The 17,193-nt window shown below is 59.8% G+C and carries 12 protein-coding genes and 1 pseudogene; all 13 read right to left on the minus strand.

Going from position 1 to position 17,193, the window contains the following annotated elements:
* Window positions 1–13 precede the first annotated feature (13 nt).
* Window positions 14–556: a type VI secretion system lipoprotein TssJ gene (gene tssJ / locus ACLH1U_RS09065; RefSeq protein WP_085550776.1), complete on the minus strand. Its 543-nt coding sequence runs from the start codon at window positions 554–556 to the stop codon at window positions 14–16.
* Window positions 534–1,619 carry a type VI secretion system baseplate subunit TssG gene (gene tssG / locus ACLH1U_RS09070; RefSeq protein ID WP_411299203.1) on the minus strand — a complete coding sequence of 362 codons (1,086 nt, stop codon included), beginning with the start codon at window positions 1,617–1,619 and terminating at the stop codon, window positions 534–536. Before tssG ends, tssJ begins: the two co-directional genes overlap by 23 nt.
* Window positions 1,583–3,337 carry a type VI secretion system baseplate subunit TssF gene (gene tssF / locus ACLH1U_RS09075; protein WP_101861512.1) on the minus strand — a complete coding sequence of 585 codons (1,755 nt, stop codon included), beginning with the start codon at window positions 3,335–3,337 and terminating at the stop codon, window positions 1,583–1,585. The genes tssG and tssF overlap by 37 nt, the downstream gene beginning before the upstream one ends.
* Before the next feature lie 79 nt (window positions 3,338–3,416).
* Window positions 3,417–5,009 carry a type VI secretion system protein TssA gene (gene tssA / locus ACLH1U_RS09080; protein ID WP_411299204.1) on the minus strand — a complete coding sequence of 531 codons (1,593 nt, stop codon included), beginning with the start codon at window positions 5,007–5,009 and terminating at the stop codon, window positions 3,417–3,419.
* Window positions 5,006–8,434, minus strand: coding sequence for an ImcF-related family protein (locus tag ACLH1U_RS09085; RefSeq protein ID WP_411299205.1), 3,429 nt, complete (start codon window positions 8,432–8,434; stop codon window positions 5,006–5,008). Before ACLH1U_RS09085 ends, tssA begins: the two co-directional genes overlap by 4 nt.
* Window positions 8,418–9,557 (minus strand): hypothetical protein, encoded by a 1,140-nt coding sequence (locus ACLH1U_RS09090; protein WP_105491389.1) that lies wholly within the window; start codon window positions 9,555–9,557, stop codon window positions 8,418–8,420. The genes ACLH1U_RS09085 and ACLH1U_RS09090 overlap by 17 nt, the downstream gene beginning before the upstream one ends.
* Entirely contained in the window at window positions 9,554–9,811 is a 258-nt protein-coding gene (locus ACLH1U_RS09095) for a PAAR domain-containing protein (protein WP_002902252.1), read from the minus strand. The genes ACLH1U_RS09090 and ACLH1U_RS09095 overlap by 4 nt, the downstream gene beginning before the upstream one ends.
* Before the next feature lie 20 nt (window positions 9,812–9,831).
* On the minus strand, window positions 9,832–12,273 hold the full coding sequence (locus tag ACLH1U_RS09100) for a T6SS phospholipase effector Tle1-like catalytic domain-containing protein (protein ID WP_105491390.1): 2,442 nt from the start codon (window positions 12,271–12,273) through the stop codon (window positions 9,832–9,834).
* Window positions 12,261–12,791, minus strand: coding sequence for a T6SS immunity phospholipase A1-binding lipoprotein Tli1-KP (tli1, locus tag ACLH1U_RS09105; RefSeq protein ID WP_101861508.1), 531 nt, complete (start codon window positions 12,789–12,791; stop codon window positions 12,261–12,263). The genes ACLH1U_RS09100 and tli1 (ACLH1U_RS09105) overlap by 13 nt, the downstream gene beginning before the upstream one ends.
* A 68-nt stretch (window positions 12,792–12,859) precedes the next feature.
* Window positions 12,860–13,381 (minus strand): T6SS immunity phospholipase A1-binding lipoprotein Tli1-KP, encoded by a 522-nt coding sequence (gene tli1 / locus ACLH1U_RS09110; protein ID WP_101861507.1) that lies wholly within the window; start codon window positions 13,379–13,381, stop codon window positions 12,860–12,862.
* A 68-nt stretch (window positions 13,382–13,449) separates the two neighbouring features.
* Window positions 13,450–13,980 (minus strand): annotated as a pseudogene (gene tli1 / locus ACLH1U_RS09115) (T6SS immunity phospholipase A1-binding lipoprotein Tli1-KP).
* Window positions 13,981–14,043: 63 nt separating this feature from the next.
* Window positions 14,044–14,823, minus strand: a complete 780-nt coding sequence (locus ACLH1U_RS09120) for a DUF4123 domain-containing protein (protein WP_101861506.1) — start codon at window positions 14,821–14,823, stop codon at window positions 14,044–14,046.
* Window positions 14,823–17,192, minus strand: coding sequence for a type VI secretion system Vgr family protein (locus ACLH1U_RS09125; protein ID WP_181075153.1), 2,370 nt, complete (start codon window positions 17,190–17,192; stop codon window positions 14,823–14,825). Before ACLH1U_RS09125 ends, ACLH1U_RS09120 begins: the two co-directional genes overlap by 1 nt.
* Between the last annotated feature and the right edge of the window lies 1 nt (window position 17,193).

Genomic DNA, 17,193 nt, shown 5'->3' on the forward strand with positions numbered 1-17,193 from the left:
TTTGTTTTCGACGTTACTTCGCCGCTTCAGGCCTGAGCCTTAGCTGGTTAGTTTCGGCGGTAAAAATACGTGGCTTGTCAGGATCCAATTCCTCACGCGCCAGCACCTGCTTCCAGGTATTTCTTTCTGTATCCGGATGGCGGAACAGGCCGACAACCGCCACGAACTTCGCCTGCGTTTCCAGCGGCATATTGAGACTGGCGTCCCCTCCGGGGTTGATCACTACGTCGCGACTGGCGAGGAGATCGGCGGCGAGCAGAATATCCCCCTCCTCCAGCAGCTGCTGGTAAACCAGCCGGTCAAAGGTCCGGCGATCTTTAAGCTGATAGATGCGCACCATCACCGGTTCGGAGAGCGAGTGATTCTCTCTGGCATCAGTGTTGAGCGCTTCGCGCGCCGTAAAATCCAGATGCAGCGTATTAATTTGCTTATAAAAAACGGCGTTGAAGGCGGATTTTGTTCCCTCCGAGACGCGCTGGGTGAGCCCGCATCCGCTCAGGCAAAGCGCTAGCAGGGACAGCAGGCAGGCGGTTTTAATCAAACTTATACGTAACACGTCGGTTTCCTTGCGATGAGGTGGCAGGCTGCAGGCCGGTATAGATGCCCAGTTCGGTGGTAAATGTCTGTGGGATATCATCCTGACTCTCACCCTCTCCAGCGCCCAGCACGCCGTTCATACCGAGCCAGAACGGTCCGTCTCCCAGCGGCGGGACAGCCAGCAGTCGGGTCGGCGCGGTCAGGGTGATTCTGGCCCGGAATCGCCAGCCCAGATACACCCGCAGCAGGATGAGAAAGTCCCGAAACAGCGGGCCATCAGGCTTCCAGCCCTGCGCCTCCTCGGGATTATCGGTGATAAGGGCGACGAGGAGCTGGCTACTGCTGTCCATCGCTTCGTCACCCAGCGGGGTATTGCCGTCCAGTAAGAAGTCGTCATCGCCGTAAAAGCCCAGCGGCTGGCTGACCGCCACCGGACGCAGGCAGTAAGGGCTCACCCTGACGGTGGTCTTCGGGGCCAGCAGCGTGACCAGCGCCTGGATCCCCTGCTGAGTTTTGCCCGGCTGACGCAGCACGCCAGTCAGCGCCAGAAAGCGCGACGCTGGCGAGGCGATATGCCGCGTCGTGCCGGGGATGCCCAGCCCCGCCAGACCCAGCAGCGACTGTGACAGGCGGTCGGTACCGCCAGGCTCAAAGGTGGCGGGCCAGCAGTATTTCCGCCAGAGGCGGTAATACTGCGTGATAATCCGGTGACTGAAGATATCCAGCACCCCCTGCAGCGCTTCATGCCCTTCCCTGCGCTGGGCGATATCATCGAGCCAGGCCGTCGGGAGCGGCGAATCGACACCGTACAAGCCCATAAAGGTGGTGCGAATGACCGGCGGCCCGCTGTCATTGGCCTCATCGTATTCCACGGTTCTGAGTTCGCTGGCGGGGAATCCCATCCCCGGATGCGGATGAAAACGTACCGGATCGTCAGCCGGATGGCTGGTCGCCCCCAGCAGCGGTTTATCGGGGTGCTGTCGTTCCAGAAGCTGACAAAAGCGGTAAAAATTGATCCGCGGCAGGTCGGCCTCCAGACGCGGCATCAGCCGGGAATGCGTCGGCTGTGCTTCTCTTCCCATTCCAGTCGTTCTCCGGTTGGTTGCAGAATGATAATCAGGCGGTTGAACAAGTAGATATCGGTGTAGAGCGCAAAGAAGCGGCTGAGCATCTCGCCAAACAGGCATATATCGCCTCGTCCGGCAAAACCGTGGCTGTCGAGGGTGACTTCAATTTGCACGCCGCGCACCAGATGGCCCTGTGCAAAGCGCTCTGTTGCGCGGTGCTTCACGTCGAGGATGGCTTCCAGACGCCGACGATTCATCTCGCTGTCGGTCCATTCATACAGCGCCAGGGTGCCTCGCAGGACTTCAGCGTTGTCCATCAGGGAAAGAAAACTGCTGCCCAGATGGCTCAGCACCCGCCAGTGAAAACGATCCTGGGCAGGGGGATAGCACGGGAGCGTCGGCGCGCAGAGGTTACGAACCGCGACGCTGGCCGAGGTGGTTTTCATCACCGTATCGAGCACGGTGCTCTGCAGCGCACGACGCGGAAGCTGGCCGTTGGTTCCGGTGAGGGTGAGCGACAGGCTTTCATCTTCCGGTACGGTATGCTTGTCAAAGGCTTCCCCGCCGACGATAAGCCAGGTGTTATGCAACCCGGAGGGGCCACGGCGCACCCGGGTATGATAGTAATAATCAGGTGCGTCATGACGCATCATGCCGCCTTTGTGACGAAAGCTTGAGAACGGCGCGTAAGCCTGTTGGCTCGAGGAGATCACGGAATCGACGGTGTAAATTTCAGTGTGGCCGTCCTGCACGCGCAGTGGGCGCAGCAGGTATTCTGTCTGCAGGGAATTGATGGTCAGCGGATCAGACTCCAGCGGGAACAGGTTGATCGCCGGCACGCAGTGCAGGCGCAGCTGCTTTTCGCTGAAGCGGAAGTCATGTTCCCAGCGTTCCGCCAGCACGACGTCGATCTCAAACCACGCCATCCCGGCCGGGAAAGCCACCGTCTCCAGCCCGCGCAGGTCGATGAACATGAACTTTTCGCGGAAGGTAAAATACTCCAGCAGCAGCTGGTAGCCGCGAAAACTGCGGCCATCTTCGGGCCAGAGGCCGTCATCCTCGCCAAATCCCAGCGCGCTGAAATACCCGTCCAGCGGCTTTCTGTCCTCCTCACCGGGTACGCGCAGCCACATCCTGGCCACATTGAGGGTAAAGGCCTCGTGCATGGCGCAGGCCAGCGGCGCATCGGCGTTGCAGTAGAGCGGGATATGGCTGAGATCGATCCGGCGCCAGTCCGTCAGGCTGCTGCAGTTAAAGCGCAGCGTGATCACCGACCGGCCATCCGTATCGGTGGTCAGCTGAGCGCGCTCCAGGGACAACGGCTGCAGAGCGATCGCTTTGGTGGTGGTGTACCGACAGCGCGTGCCCTTTTCACCGATCGGCCGGGAAAGCACTTCAAAGCCTTTAGCCATCGTCATCGGCTCTTTCATCTCCTGCCAGTCGGGGGTGAATTCCACGACCGACAGGGAAGGAATGGTACGTAAATAATGTGGCCACAGCAGACTGACCACGCCTTCGGTCAGCTCAGGCAGATCGTCATCGAGCTTCTGGCGCATGCGGCCCATCAGGAAGGCAAAACCTTCAAACAGACGCTCGACAAAGGGGTCGCGGGCGCCCGCTTTGTCAAGATTGAGCATTGCCGCCTGCTCAGGATGAGCGCGGGCAAACTCTTCACCCGCTTCCAGCAGGTAGCGCATTTCAGCGTCGTAATAACGCAGGGTTAAATCGTCCATAAGTCACCAGAAGAAGTAATAGCTTTCAGATATGCAGAAGACAGCAGATGCAAGTAATGAGGTGCGGTTGACGCGTAAATTATGCGCACAGCACCGCAGCGCGAGCGGGATCCAGAGCGATAAGCCCGGCAAGCAAAGACTCCATCTCTGGCTGCAAGCGATTTTTTTCTGCCTCACTGCGCCCGGCCTTGCCTCTTAGCAGCCGGAGTCGGCGGGCTTTGATCTCAAAGATAAGCTCCGGCGTCCATTGTTCGAGCGTCATCTCCCGGGCACGGCTGTCGAGTTCCGCCAGCAGATGCAGCGCTATTTCATTTTTTCCGTACTGCTCGCTGACCCGCGCCATCAATAAGCGCATCAGCCACCGATTGCGGCTGGTGGTATAGCCCGGTTGCGCCTGTAACCAGTTCAGCGCCGACTCAATACCTTCATCGTCCGCGCGGGCGAGCACTTCTGCCTCCAGCGACAGCACCTCATCAGTGCTGGTCGCCGCCATCACCGGCTCACCTTGCCATCCGGCCATCTCATCCAGAACATGTTCGTTAAGCCAGTTGAGCGTCACTTCATCGGCGAATGGCGTACCATCGTTAAACGCCAGGGTTTCCAGCCCCGGTAGACGAGCCAGTAGCCCTTTCATATCCCGGCACAGGATATCGGCCCGTACAGTGTCAGCATCCAGTTTCAGCAGCGCCTGCCAGGCGTACCACTGCACGTCCAGCCACAGATGATTGACGCCTTGCGCCAACAGCGTGTCCGTATGCTCCAGCAGTTCTGACCAGCTTTTCTGTAAATACAACCGCTTAAGATGGGCTTTACTCTCCGGCTTTGGAGGCAATAGCCGGGTCCGGCCGGAGGCATCCAGCGGCGGTAATTCCGTTAAAGTATCCCAACGCACACTCTTCATCAGATGATGACCTGCCAGCCATCCGCCGGGACACTCACGCAGATATTTCGCCAGCACTTTAACCTGGTCGAGCAAATCACGTCCTGACGTGACGGTATGCATTACCGGTGCGGTGTCTGCATGTTGGGGCAGCAGATCGTGTTCTTCGCGGCTGGTCTGCGGCACCAGGCTGCGGGCGCCGCCGCTTTGCACCAGTCGGTTCTCCAGGAGCTGATATAGCCCGGAAAGATCGGGGCGAGAGGCCTCAGCCAATACGGCAAAAGAGGCTTCCGTCAGCAATAACGCCCCGATAATGACCTGCATAGTGGTCATGTCGACTTCCGGATAAAGAGACAGACTGTCCGACATCCGGCGACTGCCGAGCCATTCCAGCGCCGATTTGCAGCTACGTTCACGTTGGGGATGGAGCATATCCCCAAACCGCTCAAGCATTGCCGCAAGCAGCGTAACGCCATCGGCCAGACCGGTTTCGCCATCCTGCTGCAGACGCGCCCACACGTAAAAGGTGATCACGCGCAGATCCTTGCAGGTATGAGTCAGCAGTTTTTCTGCCAGCTGGCAAATCAGTTCGGTATCGACGCCGGAGATCTTATTGACCTCCTCGCGGATACGCTGAAAATCATCGTCATAGCCCGGATCGCTGCCGGTGGGCTGGCTATCACTGATTGGCGCAAGCCATGACTGCCAGTTTTCCTGGCGTGACCGGGCCTGCTGGCGCAGTACGCTTTCATCCAACTGACTGGCGGCAACCAGATTTTGTAAAATACTCATTTTTCCATCTCATCCATGTCACTATTCCCTACCCCCGCCGTCAGGGCCTGTGCGCTCTCAGCCGCATCGACAGTGAAAATCTGATCCGGCAGGGTCAATCCGCGCAGCGCCAGAAGCACCAGCGGGCCGCTCCCAAGCTGGGAGCGCAGTACCCACTGCAGGGTGCGGCCATCCGGAGCGGTGAAGCTCATCATCCACTGGCTGCGTTCGAGCTGCTGGCGTTTACCCTGCTCCAGCCAGCGAATAAAACCCCAGGTTCCGCTGTAGTCACCAAACAGACGCGTGCCCGCATTGACGGTGGTCCAGGTCAGCAGAGCGCCGGGTTTATACGTTTCCCCCGGCCAGCGGAAAGTCTGCCAGTCAGCCATCTGATTGAAATAGCGCAGCTTTTGGCCGTCTATCGTCAGCTGTGTCTCCACGACCTGTGCAACAGGCCTGGCCTGCAATTCGAAGCTGATGCCCTGGCTGCCATCGGTGAAAAGAATGTCGGACAGCTGGCTTAGCTGGTTGATGGCGCGCAGGAAGGCCGGATTAAAGACCAGGCCGTGACTGTTGACCTTATCCGGCACCCACTGACTGCCTTCTTTATGCAGGACACCGTTCAGCTCCGTCGTAAGAAAACGTTCGATTCGCCCGCTGTCTTTGCGCACAAACTCCGCCAGCATCGGCAGAGAGGCGTCGCTTTTGCTGGCGGCAAACGGAAAGCGGCCGTCAAAAGCGGTGTGCCAGCTGGCGACTACCGATCGGCGCCATTTATCATTCAGACTGGCCGCCGACGGCAGAAGCACGGTTTCCCAGGCCTGAGTCAGCGGCTGCACAAACAGAGTGTTACCGAAGCCACTCCACTCTTCGCCAAGGCTTGCCGAAATCAGGCTGCCATATTGTTGCGTGTCGGTCAGGTCGACGCTTTTCCCCTGGAAGACGGTCTGCGCCAGGGTCTGCATCATCTCCTGCGGATCGGAGGCATTCGCAACCTGCTGCAGACGCAGGCGCACGCGGGTGATACGGGTCAGATAGGTTTGCAGGCTCAGGGTGCTGTCGGCCGACATGACGTTGCTGCCCGTGTTTTTCCCCATTAGCTGGAGCAGTGGGCCGAACGTGTCATCCAGAGGCCCCTGCGGCCCGGCTGCCGACTGGTCGATGACCGGCTTGTCTTTTCCGCCCACCAGATCTTTGGCCGATTTAATAAGGCTGTCCGACAGCCCCTCCCTTTGTTGCCCCGCCTGCCCCTGCCAGGCAAGGGTATTCATCAGGGCAATCAGCGGCGACTGGCGGACATCGCTTATCAGCGTGAGCTGGTCAGTAACATCAGCAATGGTGGTCGCCGGATTAAGTCGCAGACTGTTGAGAAAATTCAGCCAGCTGCCAGCGAAATCGGTGAAGTAGCGTCGGGTCAAACGCGCTTTCAGCGCCTCCGGCGACAGGTCTGTCGACACCGTTTTGCGCGAATCGCTCAGCACCCAGTCGATTTCCTCCCGGCGCGAGCTGGCTGCCTTATCAATGGCCTGCTGAATGCCGCCTTCCCATGCCTGGCGGGTAAACATCCCCGGGACCACTTCATCGGTGGTAAACAGGCGGCGCGCATCGGTGCCACTGGTCATGTCTTCCAGCGATACATCGGCAAAATTACGACGCACGGATTTGAGCATGTTCTCATACAAGGTGCTTTCGGCATTGCGGCGACCTATCTGCTGCAACAGAACCTGACGGCTCTGACTGACACGTTGTGCATCCGGGATGATCTTCCACTCTGGCCGCTCGGGCAGCAGGGAGAGATAAAAGGCCCACAGATCCGGCGCCAGACTTTGCCACAGTCCGGTCGAGATCCCCTTTCGCGTTGGCTGGACCGTTTTCATGGTCTGCGCGAAAAAGGCGCCATCGGCTTTATCCGGACGAGCCATCATCAGCCAGGCTTTCAGCTGGTCATAGCCCGGTTTCGCCAGCAGGGCTCGCTGGTCGCTATTGGGTGCGGAGTTGACCAGCGCGCTGAGCGCCTGCCGCAGCGCGACATTGGCCGGGTCACGTATCAGGCGGTTGTTTGCCACGCCGTACCAGGGCAGGACGGCGTCTAATAATTGCTGATGATGGTCCAGACCAAAGCGCCGATACCAGGGCGCTCCCTTCTGCCCATCGTGCACGAGACGGCCGGCCTCATTGCGCAGGGCATGGAGGGCCGTCAGTTGATAGTCAGAAACAGAGGGGTGGGTCAGCAGGTCACGGGCTTTTCCCGCTACCGAAACAATCTGGCTGTAATTAAGGGTAAAGGAGAGCAGCAGTCCCGCCGCCCACAGGCCGAGGATAGCCATCAAACCGCACGCCAGGCCCCGCTCCCACGCCATTCCCACGTGATGCCCGCGTAAACGGCGGCAGTCATCGACGATTCCCTGCCAGGTGGCGGGCAGCGTCAGGAGATGAGGCTGGCCCGCAGGCGAGGCATCAGCCTCCTGATAAGGATCTGCGCTACGAGGCGCCGGCAGGCTAAACATCAGGCCTCGCAGCGCAAACCGCTGCCGCGAGGCGGTCAGCCATGGCGCCAGCTGCCAGCGCCATTGCGCGATCCCCCCGTCGAGAAACTGCTGCCCCAGACGCAGCAGGAAGTCGTGGCGGGTCTCCTCCGCGATCTGGCGCATCCCCTGCTCCCGTAGCATAGGCAGCATCTGCGCAAGCTGACGGGCGACATCGTCCTCGGTAGCGCGTAACGGAAAGCTAACCCCTACCGCCTGCACCGCGCGGTCAGCCTGCGACCACTCACTGCCGCACAGTTTCCACAGCCAGACCGGGGCGGCATAGCCCAGCAGTTCGCTAATTTTTTCCAGCCCGCGCAGGTCGTTTTCGCTTATCTGCGGCGCCAGGGTGAGAGACGATGGCATCACCCGCACAATCCCGTCCAGAGGACGGCCGCGGCGCAGCTTGCGCAGCGCGGCGTATTTTTCTCGGTCAGGCTCCGATGCAAGGCTGCCGCCGTAAATCAGTACGGTGCGGTTGCCTTCAAGCCAGTGCTGCCGTTGTAGGCCGGGAACCAGTTGTTCGATTGCCGACTCATCGCCGGTGACTAAAAGCAGGCGGACTTTGCGGTGCCAGCGCAGGCGGTAACGTGCGTGAAGGTGCTTTTTCAACGGGGCATAAAGGGCTTCGCGCCCATCGGGCCTGGCGGGTTGCCGCACAGGCGCTGCTGAAGGCTTAACCTTATCTTTTATCAGCAGTCGAAAGGCCATAAACCCCAGTACCAGCAGGCTGAGCGCCATCCCCCAGATAATAAAGCCCATGGCGATAAACGGGCGCAGCGTTTCCCACTGCGTGGCATGATCCATCGCCCACAGCCACCATGCCAGCCCGCCCAGGAGCACCAGAAGCGTGACCGCAGCAATACTGACGATAACCGTAGCCGCCACAGAGATAGCTGCAGGTTTATTGACGTTGTCCATCAGGTTTTACAATTCCAATTGCGAGGGTATTCCAGGGATCGCGGGCTATCCAGCCACACGGTTGTTGGTAGTGCGCGGCGTAGATCGCCGCCAGCGACAGAACGGTCAAGCCTTCCATCTCGCCGATGTCTCCCCAACAGGCATCCTGGCGATACAGGTTGATATCCCAACCGCTGTGCGCCAGCGCTTCCAGTCCCGGCTGAAAAAACAGCGCACAGGCTTCCGGGGGGCCGCTCAGTTCGTTCTGCTCCAGCACACGAGCGGCTACAGCAGTCAGGGCCTCCCCTTTTTCTGCGCAATAGGTTTCCCCCCTGGTCAGGTGCACCGGACCGTCCCGTCCGGCGAGCCACAGTACCGCAGACTCTCCGGCGGGTTGCACTGCCCCCGTCTGGGCGACAACCACCTGACATCCGGCGATAAGCACAGTGTCGTGGGGGTCAGCTTCGGCCAGAGTGTGTGCTATCTCCGCGAGGCTGGCCTCCCCACACCAGGTATGCGGGCGGGATGGTAGTGTCATCTGCTCAACAGTGAGGGTCATCTGTGCACGAAACGCCTGCCAGGCGAGTTCCGTTCCCTGCCAGTAGCAACGCAGCGGCGGAGTAAGCGTTCTTTCACTGCGCTGTCGTTGCCATTCCATCACCAGTAGTTCCGCCAGCCGTTTTTCGCGGGCGATAGCCTCAGAAACTGAAAGGTATGGTGCTCGCAGCGCCCTGCCGCCGCCCTCGTTCTCTTCCTCTGGCGGACGCTCGTGACGGCTTAGCACCCGCAGCCAGTCAGTGGTCGTTTTGCCCGCGGGGCCCAGCAGCAGACCGTCCTGTAACCCGATCGGCTGCCGATGCTCCGCCCACCATTGCATTTGTTCGTATGCCACCAGTTGGTCATAGAACCTGGCGTTATGCACGCTCATGCGGTAGTACAGCAGCCGGATCAACCAGCCGGTACCTGCCAGCGCCAGGGCCAACAGGATCCCGGTGCCGGCCAGGGCGCTTTTTCCTTCTGACGAGGGAAGTAAAGCGCTGATCCCGCCGCTAAGCAGAACCAGCAGGGCCGAAACCGATAGCCACCTGGCCGTACCAGGCGGTCGCGCGTCTTTGTACGGGGGATACTCCGGTACCGGCCTCACTGATCAACCCCGCAGTCTGGGTTAGAGCTGACCAGCGTGCAGCCGCAGGCGCAGCGATGACCGTGGAGCGCAACCGGCTGGCCATCAATAGTGGTTCGCGCGCTGCCTTCAGCGATGGTCGTCATACCGTGTTTGTTACACTTGACCGGGTCGCCCTTGCAGGCGAATCCCAGACCAAAACACTGATAATGCCCCATCAGCACCCTGCCACCATACTCCCGCAGGGTATCTCCTTTGCGGATGACTTTATTCATCGGATCCTCCTTATCCGCGTTCAGACCGTTGTCGTCAGAACGTCCTCAAGCCAGCTGGCCGGCAGCGCGGCTTGCCCCCGCGCCATCTGCTGTTCCGCTTTCCGCGCCTTTTGCTGTGCGACAACGGTCCCCGGCTCGTGGGTAAAGGCCCGCAACTGCTCCCCTCCGGGCAGCTCTGGGAGCGCTTCCCCGGTTATCTTGTCCAGCACCGCCACCTCCAGCGAGCGCACGGCGCCTGTAGCGGCCAGCCCGGCCAGCTTGCCGGTCAGGGACTTTTGCCGGAAACTGAGCACGACGCCCGCAGTCACGGTCGCAAAACCCACCAGGTCTCCGGCGAGCACCAGCGGCGAGAGCGGCTTACTGCAGCGCTCGCCGAAGTAAATCATCCGGTAGCGGAAGTAGCCGGTCCACATCTCGCGCGTGCCGAGCACGGCATACATAAACCAGGCGCGTGAGTCATGCACCTGGTCATCAAACAGCGCCCTCACCAGCCCGGCAGGCTGCTCCGCGTTGCTGGCCTCCCCGGCCGCGGGGAACAGGACGGCCACCCGGGTCTCTCCGTCACGCTTCATGCGCCGGTATTCCTGCGCTTCATCATCGGTATTCAGAATGAAAATCACCGGCTGCAGCACGGTATCCAGCACCAGCTGCGCCAGGTTCTCCGGGATACGGTAACCGTCGTGGTAATCCTTTCCGAACTCCTTCGCCGCGTCGAACAGCTGGGTTTGATCCATCTTTGGGTCAAAATCCTTCACGCCCGGCTGCAGAACCAGCTCATCCATCCTGTCAGGAGGCTGGTTTGCTATCTGGTTCTGGCGAGCCCTGAGCACCGCCGCCTGTTTTTCATCACGAATCTCTTCTGCCGCCTTCCGCGCGGCAGGCAGCGCTTCGGTATTCGTGGCGCGCTGATAGAATGGCGTTTTCAGCATCGAGCCTCTGGCATAGCGGTCGATGCGCCAGGCGGTGATCCAGGCCATCTGCTCAGCAATGACGGTTTCCAGGCTGCCGCCGGCGGCAAGTGGTTCGTAGTGAGAGGCTGCTTCGGGATCGAACGTTTTCGGCGTGGTTTGGCCCAGAGTGAGTTCGCGCCAGGCGTTGAAGCGGTTGACTAGTGGTGTATCAATTACAAATTCTTCCTGCAAATCTGGCGACATGGCTCGCCAAAGCTGCCGGTTTAGATCTCGCGGTAATGTGGTCGGTGGGACTTTAAGTGGCGCACCAAAAGCAAATGCCGAAGCATATAAGTCATGCAAAACTACCTGTGAGAGTAACAGTGCATCATCCTCACCATTCGCTTTCCCCTGCTCCCCCGGCGGATACCCTCCCCCGATATCCGAGTGCATCCCCGGGTAAACCACCTCAGTGGCACAGGGCGGGTATTTACCGTTTGCCCGTCGCACCGAGTCCAGCGGAAAGCAGAGACGCTGCTCATGCCCGGAGACCAGGTGAATACATTTTTTTATCAGCCCGCCATAGGTTTCATCATCCGGCAGCTCCATCGTGCCGTCTGCCCAGGACATATGCCCGTCGGCAACCGGCACCACTTGCGCCACCCCGACGGAGGCCACCGTATCCAGCAGCCCGAGAAACTCCACGCTGAGGGGCAGCTGCATCCCGCCTGTCTGCAGGCACTGCGGCGGTTTTTCACCTTCCGCCGCCGGCGGGGGCAGTAGTTCGCTCAGCCAGCGCACAAAGGTGCGCGCCGCTGCCGCACCGCGGGAAAAACCATAGACATACAGCTTGATGCCTGTCAGTTTCGGCTTGCCCGGCTCAGGCTGAATCAGCATCGGCATCAGTTTCGGGGCAAGACCATTCAGCAAACGAGTGAACTCTTCATAGCGGTTATGGCTGCCACCAAACCCCAGCAGGTTCCAGTTGGTGCTCATTTCTTTCAGTGAACGACGACTCTCTGTGGTGGTCAGCCATTTTTCGGTGGCACTAAACATCAGCACATCGATTATACGCAGCAGCGCCCAGTTAATCCGGTCCTCCCCCTTAACTGCCCCCACCAGACCCATGGTGGAATAGTCGGGGTCATTCACTTCCGGGAAGGGGGTGCCCACGCCGGGCATATAGAATTTAAAATATTTCCCGTCTCCCTCGCCGTCTCCATCAAACAGCTTGCTCTGACCATCAGACGGCACCCCGCCAGCCGTACCCGTTCCAATAGTCGCCCGAAACAGCCGGGCGATATTGGTCGGATGTTTCGGGTTCGCGATAAAAAAGTCATGATTTAAGTTATTGCCGGTACCGTCGAAAAACAGGCTGATATGTAGCGTCTTGCAGCACGGCGGCTCCACGCGCCGTCCGGCAGCCAGGCACAGTTCCTGATGATAGCGCCGCTCGTCGCTGTTCTGTTGATAGTAGTTCTGACCAACCTCCAGCGCCCGGCCCGGCAGACGTCCCTGCGGTGGAAACGACGGCGGGACCCAGGCGGCATGGGTTTCGGTTATTTCGGACATACGGGGGGCTCCTTCATCCTGACGGGCTCTTTTATCGGGTAGTTCGCATTTCTCGGTGACCAACAGCTGGTGGTTACCTTCACGTCATCGCAGGGTAAAAAGTGCACCGTAATACCGCACACCTCCTGGCCGTTATAGTCGGGCAGCGGGACGGTTTGGCTGTGCTGCCTCTTTTGGGCATCAATTCCTTTTTTCCAGGCAAGGTATTTTTGCCTATCCTGATACCCCGGAAAGTCCATGGAGTACCCCACCCCAGTTTCCCAGTCAACGCGCACCGTCATACCCGGCGTCCAGCGGGCGGGCACGCTGAAGCAGCAGCCGCCACCGCCCCCCTGAAACGGGCCTATTGAATCGATGCCCGACTGGCCGTTGACGCTGAAGTGATTAACTGCCCACTTTGTGTGGTTGATGGCGTCAATGGTGCCGCCGCCACCGCCTCCGGCCCGGGCGGCAGGCTGTGCGCAGCCGGTTAACAGCAGCAGCCCCGCCAGCAGCGGGCTGATTAATGCAGATTTCATCGGACTCTCCCTGTCGGTTTGAGGGTGATTAAGGAATGGTGATGCCATCCCGGGGAAACGAAGGCGAGCTACTTCGGACAGACGGCCGGTTCCTTCATCCTGACGGGCTCTTTTATCGGGTAGTTCGCATTTCTCGGTGACCAGCAGCTGGTGGTTACCTTCACGTCATCGCAGGGTAAAAAGTGCACCGTAATACCGCACACCTCCTGGCCGTTATAGTCAGGCAGCGGGACGGTTTTACTGTGCTGCCGATTCTGAGAGCTCATTTTTTTCTCCCAGGCTTTATATTTTTCGTAATCAGCAAATCCAGGAAAACCTTCAGTCGATGCCTCCCCACTTTCCCAGTCAATGCGCACCGTCATACCCGGCGTCCAGCGGGCGGGCACGCTGAAGCAGCAGCCGCCACCGCCTCCCTGGAACGGGCCTATAATGTCGATGCCCGACTGGCCGTTGACGCTGAAGTGGTTGATCGCCCACTTTGTATGGTTGATGGCTTTTATTGTTCCGCCTCCGGCCCGGGCGGCTGGCTGCGCGCAGCCGGTTAACAGCAGCAGCCCCACCAGCAGCGGGCTTATTAATGCAGATTTCATCGGACTCTCCCTGTCGTTTTGAGGGTGATTAAGGAACGGTGATGCCATCCCGGGGAAACGAAGGCGAGCTACTTCGGACAGACGGCCGGCGCCTTCATCCTGACGGGCTCTTTTATCGGGTAGGACGGACTCCCGTAGGTGTAACAGCTGGTTGTCACCTTCACGTCATCGCAGGGTAAAAAGTGCACCGTAATACCTCACACCTCCTGGCCGTTATAGTCGGGCAGCGGGACGGTTTTGCTGTGCTGCCTCTTTTGGGCATCAATTTCCGCTATCCAGGCTTTATATTTAGCCCTGTCGGCAAACCCCGGGAAACCCGCAGATCAACCCTGCCCGGTTTCCCAGTCAACGCGCACCGTCATACCCGGCGTCCAGCGGGAGGGCACGCTGAAGCAGCAGCCGCCACCGCCTCCCTGGAACGGGCCTATAATGTCGATGCCCGACTGGCCGTTGACGCTGAAGTGATTAATTGCCCACTTTGTGTGGTTGATGGCGTCAATGGTGCCGCCGCCACCGCCTCCGGCCCGGGCGGCAGGCTGTGCGCAGCCGGTTAACAGCAGCAGCCCCGCCAGCAGCGGGCTGATTAATGCAGATTGCATCGGACTCTCCCTGTCGGGTTGAGGGTAATGAAAAGAGGGATGAACTCAGCCAGAGCAGACTTTTCATTCCGAAGGTCTCTCACTGGTTTTTACGTCGGCAAGCCACTTTTTCATTACCCAGTCTTCACGGGCGTCATCCAGAAGAATGCCCTGGCGTGTCGCCTCCACCATGCCCTGATAACAGGCCGAAAACAGCGACTGTCTTGAACCAAATATGCCCGCAGGCGGAGCACAGTGTGACAACAGGACGATGACATCGCTGATACACATCAGATGCTCAAGCTGGCGATCGCTGAGTTCTATTTTTGGCGCCTTTTCATCGCGTTCCGGTGGGAGACCACTGCCTTTGATGCCTTTGGCCTGCCCGTCAAGATCCTGCCACGCCCAGAACAGGGCCGGACGCATCAATGGCTCTTGCTGCTCTTCACTGAGAATGTGCGTAAACAACAGCGGAAATACCCGGGTATCGTAAAAGCGTAAAATTCCGCTGCGCCCTTCCTGCAGAATATCCATGCACTGCGTGAGCCAGTTCGCCAGCGCCGAAAAGGGCCAGTATGTGCAGAACAGGAGCAGCGGCGCCTGGCTGGCAAGTTGCTGGCTGATATCCTGTAACCAGCGCATTTGCTCAAGATCATCAAGCGTAAAGCGCGCTACCAGCGGAGCATCATCGACGATAAATGCTTCCGGAAGTCCATGAAAAAGCGACTGCCACTCAACTGACAGCGAATTCAGCGCCGGAATAACGGAAAAATCCACCCCTGCCTGATCGATAATGACGTGCAGATAATCCGTTCCGAAAACCCGAGAGGTTCCGGCGACCTCCTCAATCCATTGTCTGGTCATTATGCCTCCCGCGGCACGAAGCCCTGCGCCAGCGCCTGGGCTTTTTTAAGGCACTCTTTACAAACCGATGCCGGTAGATCAGGTAAGGGAAACGCCTCGCTGACCGGCCCCTGCAAATCGTGCTGCCCCTTAAGGCTAATCACCCCCGGTCCGTGGATCTGTACTTCTCCCTGCGGGGTAAGACGGATATATGCGCCGCCGCACCCCAGGGTGATGCCATTTTTAGCCGTCAACTGCAGATGCCCCTGAGTTGACTGGACGGTGATATCTTTTAGCGCGGTCAGCGACAGAATATCGCCGTGCGACTCTACTTCCAGCGGGCCTTTGGCGGAGACCAGCCGCATTCCCTCCTGTTGCGCCAGCAGTGAAATAGCCTGGCTGGCATTCAGTGAACAGCGCTGTGCCGTGGTGATGTTGACCTCCCCCAGGCTCTGCAGATACAGCCCGTTACCGCTGTGCAGGAGGGTCGTTTCCGGTGTGACGGCGGCAATTCCCTGCGGGGCCGACATCAGCAATGTCGGCTGTTGAAGCTCGCGGCTGCCTGTGGCCAGTGCGCTTAACGGGCCGGGGTCTGGGATAACATTGTGATGGGTTTGCGTAATGCTTCCCCATTCCGTGACCTGATTCACCGCGCCTTTCAACAAACTGACCGCCGGCTCCATATCCAGCGCCTGCCCCTGGGCCTGCGCCTGTCCGTCCGCGCTGATAAAAATGCCCTTCTGCGCCCTGATGGCCCCCCAGCTGTCGGTTCTCAACTCAAAGCCTTCGCCGCGCGGCTGCCTGTCGCTGTTCACCAGGTGCCCCAGATTCAGCTGGCTCTTGCCGCCATACTCGGTCGACACCTTGATATGCTCTTTCCCGCGCTCATCGTCGAGGCGGATTTTGTTGTTGGCCGGGGTGCGCAGGACGTTACGTTTGTCATTGCGGATGGAGACGTGATCGCCGTGCGCCGAATCGTGGAGCACGCCCGCGATATATGGCCGGTCCGGGTTACCGTCCTCAAAGCCAATCGCCACCTCCGTCCCCGCCAGCAGCGGCAGGTGCAGGCCGTAAGTGTCTCCGGCATACGGCCGCGACTGGCGGACCCACAGGCTCTCGAACCCGGTTTCCCAGCGCGCCCGGTCAAACAGCATATTCACCCGGTAGCGCCCGTGTTTGTCGATATGCCCGTAGGTGTCGTTTTCCCGGGTACTGGTCACGCGGGCCGGCAGCGTCCCGGCCATCACCGGGCGCGCGCCGGGCTCGGGCCGGTAGCCGACGTCCGGGCTGTCCGGTATGCCGGCAAACTCCACCGCAAAGTCGGCATCGCGCCGGGCGTGGCTGTGCATCGCCGTGATAAGCACACCATCAGCAAACTCTCCGGCCACCTCCTCTCCGCCGGTCACCTTCAGCACCTGACCCGGGCAGAGCGTCGGGCAGCTGGTGGTGGCCTGCATCCGGGTCTGGCCGTTCAGATAACGCTCATGACGAAGCCGGGCGTAAAACGCCCCGGACTCCGGCGCCGGATGGCGGTCATGGACATTCCCGGCGGTCAGGTAGTTATCTCCCCAGTGGTAAGCCTCACCAAAGGTAGTGGTCTCCCCGCGGGTGACATCCACCTGCGCGCTCATGTCCGCCGTCGCCTCGCGGTAGTTGTAGTCGCGGGTACTGACCTGCTGCTCCACGACGCGGTGGCGGCATGCCATCCCCCACACCGCGTCCACCCCGGCCGACTGCTGCCCGGATGGCGGGACCGAAGGCAACGTCAGCCCCTTTTCATAGCCCTGCTGACTGTCGCAGAACTCAGCGACGTCGATGTGCAGCCGCGTGTCGGCGGTAAAGCGAAACCAGATCCCCACCTCACCCAGCAGCCGGGTGATAAAGCGCAGGTCATCCTCGCCGTACTGCATCACCTGCTCACGGCGCGGATACGTTTTTGTCAGTGAGAACAGAAAATCCTGACCGCGCAGGCCGTGGCGCTCGCGGAGGATTTTTTCCACAATCTGCGGAACGGACTGGTCCTGATAAATGGCGTTCTGGTGCGAGCGGTTAAGCAGCGCCAGGCGCGGCTGGATGGTCAGCGCGTAGTGCGTTTCATCCCTGGAGGTGCCGAGCCGTTCGAACCCCGTCACCACGCCCTGGATCACCCGCACGGGTTGCTGAACATTGATGCCGAAGCCCTGAGCTACCGGCGCCTGCAGCGTGAGGGAGGCTGCCTTCATCAGCATCATCTCTTTGCTGATGGCATGGTCTGCGCTGGTGAATTCGATACGATAGCGGAACGGCTGGCTCAGGGCTTCATCGCCCTCAAACGCCAGCACATCAAGCCCGGCTTCACATCCCTTCACCGAAAGCAGATGGTGGTTGTGGCTGAACAACAACGATTTCACG

It is taken from the genome of Klebsiella sp. 1SOBk5mer, assembly GCF_046603115.1.
Lineage (GTDB): Bacteria > Pseudomonadota > Gammaproteobacteria > Enterobacterales > Enterobacteriaceae > Klebsiella > Klebsiella quasipneumoniae.

Bases quoted from the DNA above. Each gene is read 5' to 3' on its own strand.
- tli1 (WP_101861507.1), bottom strand. From the start codon at position 13,381: ATGAAATCTGCATTAATAAGCCCGCTGCTGGTGGGGCTGCTGCTGTTA.
- ACLH1U_RS09120 (WP_101861506.1), bottom strand. From the start codon at position 14,823: ATGACCAGACAATGGATTGAGGAGGTCGCCGGAACCTCTCGGGTTTTC.
- tssF (WP_101861512.1), bottom strand. From the start codon at position 3,337: ATGGACGATTTAACCCTGCGTTATTACGACGCTGAAATGCGCTACCTG.
- tli1 (WP_101861508.1), bottom strand. From the start codon at position 12,791: ATGAAATCTGCATTAATCAGCCCGCTGCTGGCGGGGCTGCTGCTGTTA.
- ACLH1U_RS09100 (WP_105491390.1), bottom strand. From the start codon at position 12,273: ATGTCCGAAATAACCGAAACCCATGCCGCCTGGGTCCCGCCGTCGTTT.
- ACLH1U_RS09095 (WP_002902252.1), bottom strand. From the start codon at position 9,811: ATGAATAAAGTCATCCGCAAAGGAGATACCCTGCGGGAGTATGGTGGC.
- tssG (WP_411299203.1), bottom strand. From the start codon at position 1,619: ATGGGAAGAGAAGCACAGCCGACGCATTCCCGGCTGATGCCGCGTCTG.
- tssA (WP_411299204.1), bottom strand. From the start codon at position 5,009: ATGAGTATTTTACAAAATCTGGTTGCCGCCAGTCAGTTGGATGAAAGC.
- ACLH1U_RS09085 (WP_411299205.1), bottom strand. From the start codon at position 8,434: ATGGACAACGTCAATAAACCTGCAGCTATCTCTGTGGCGGCTACGGTT.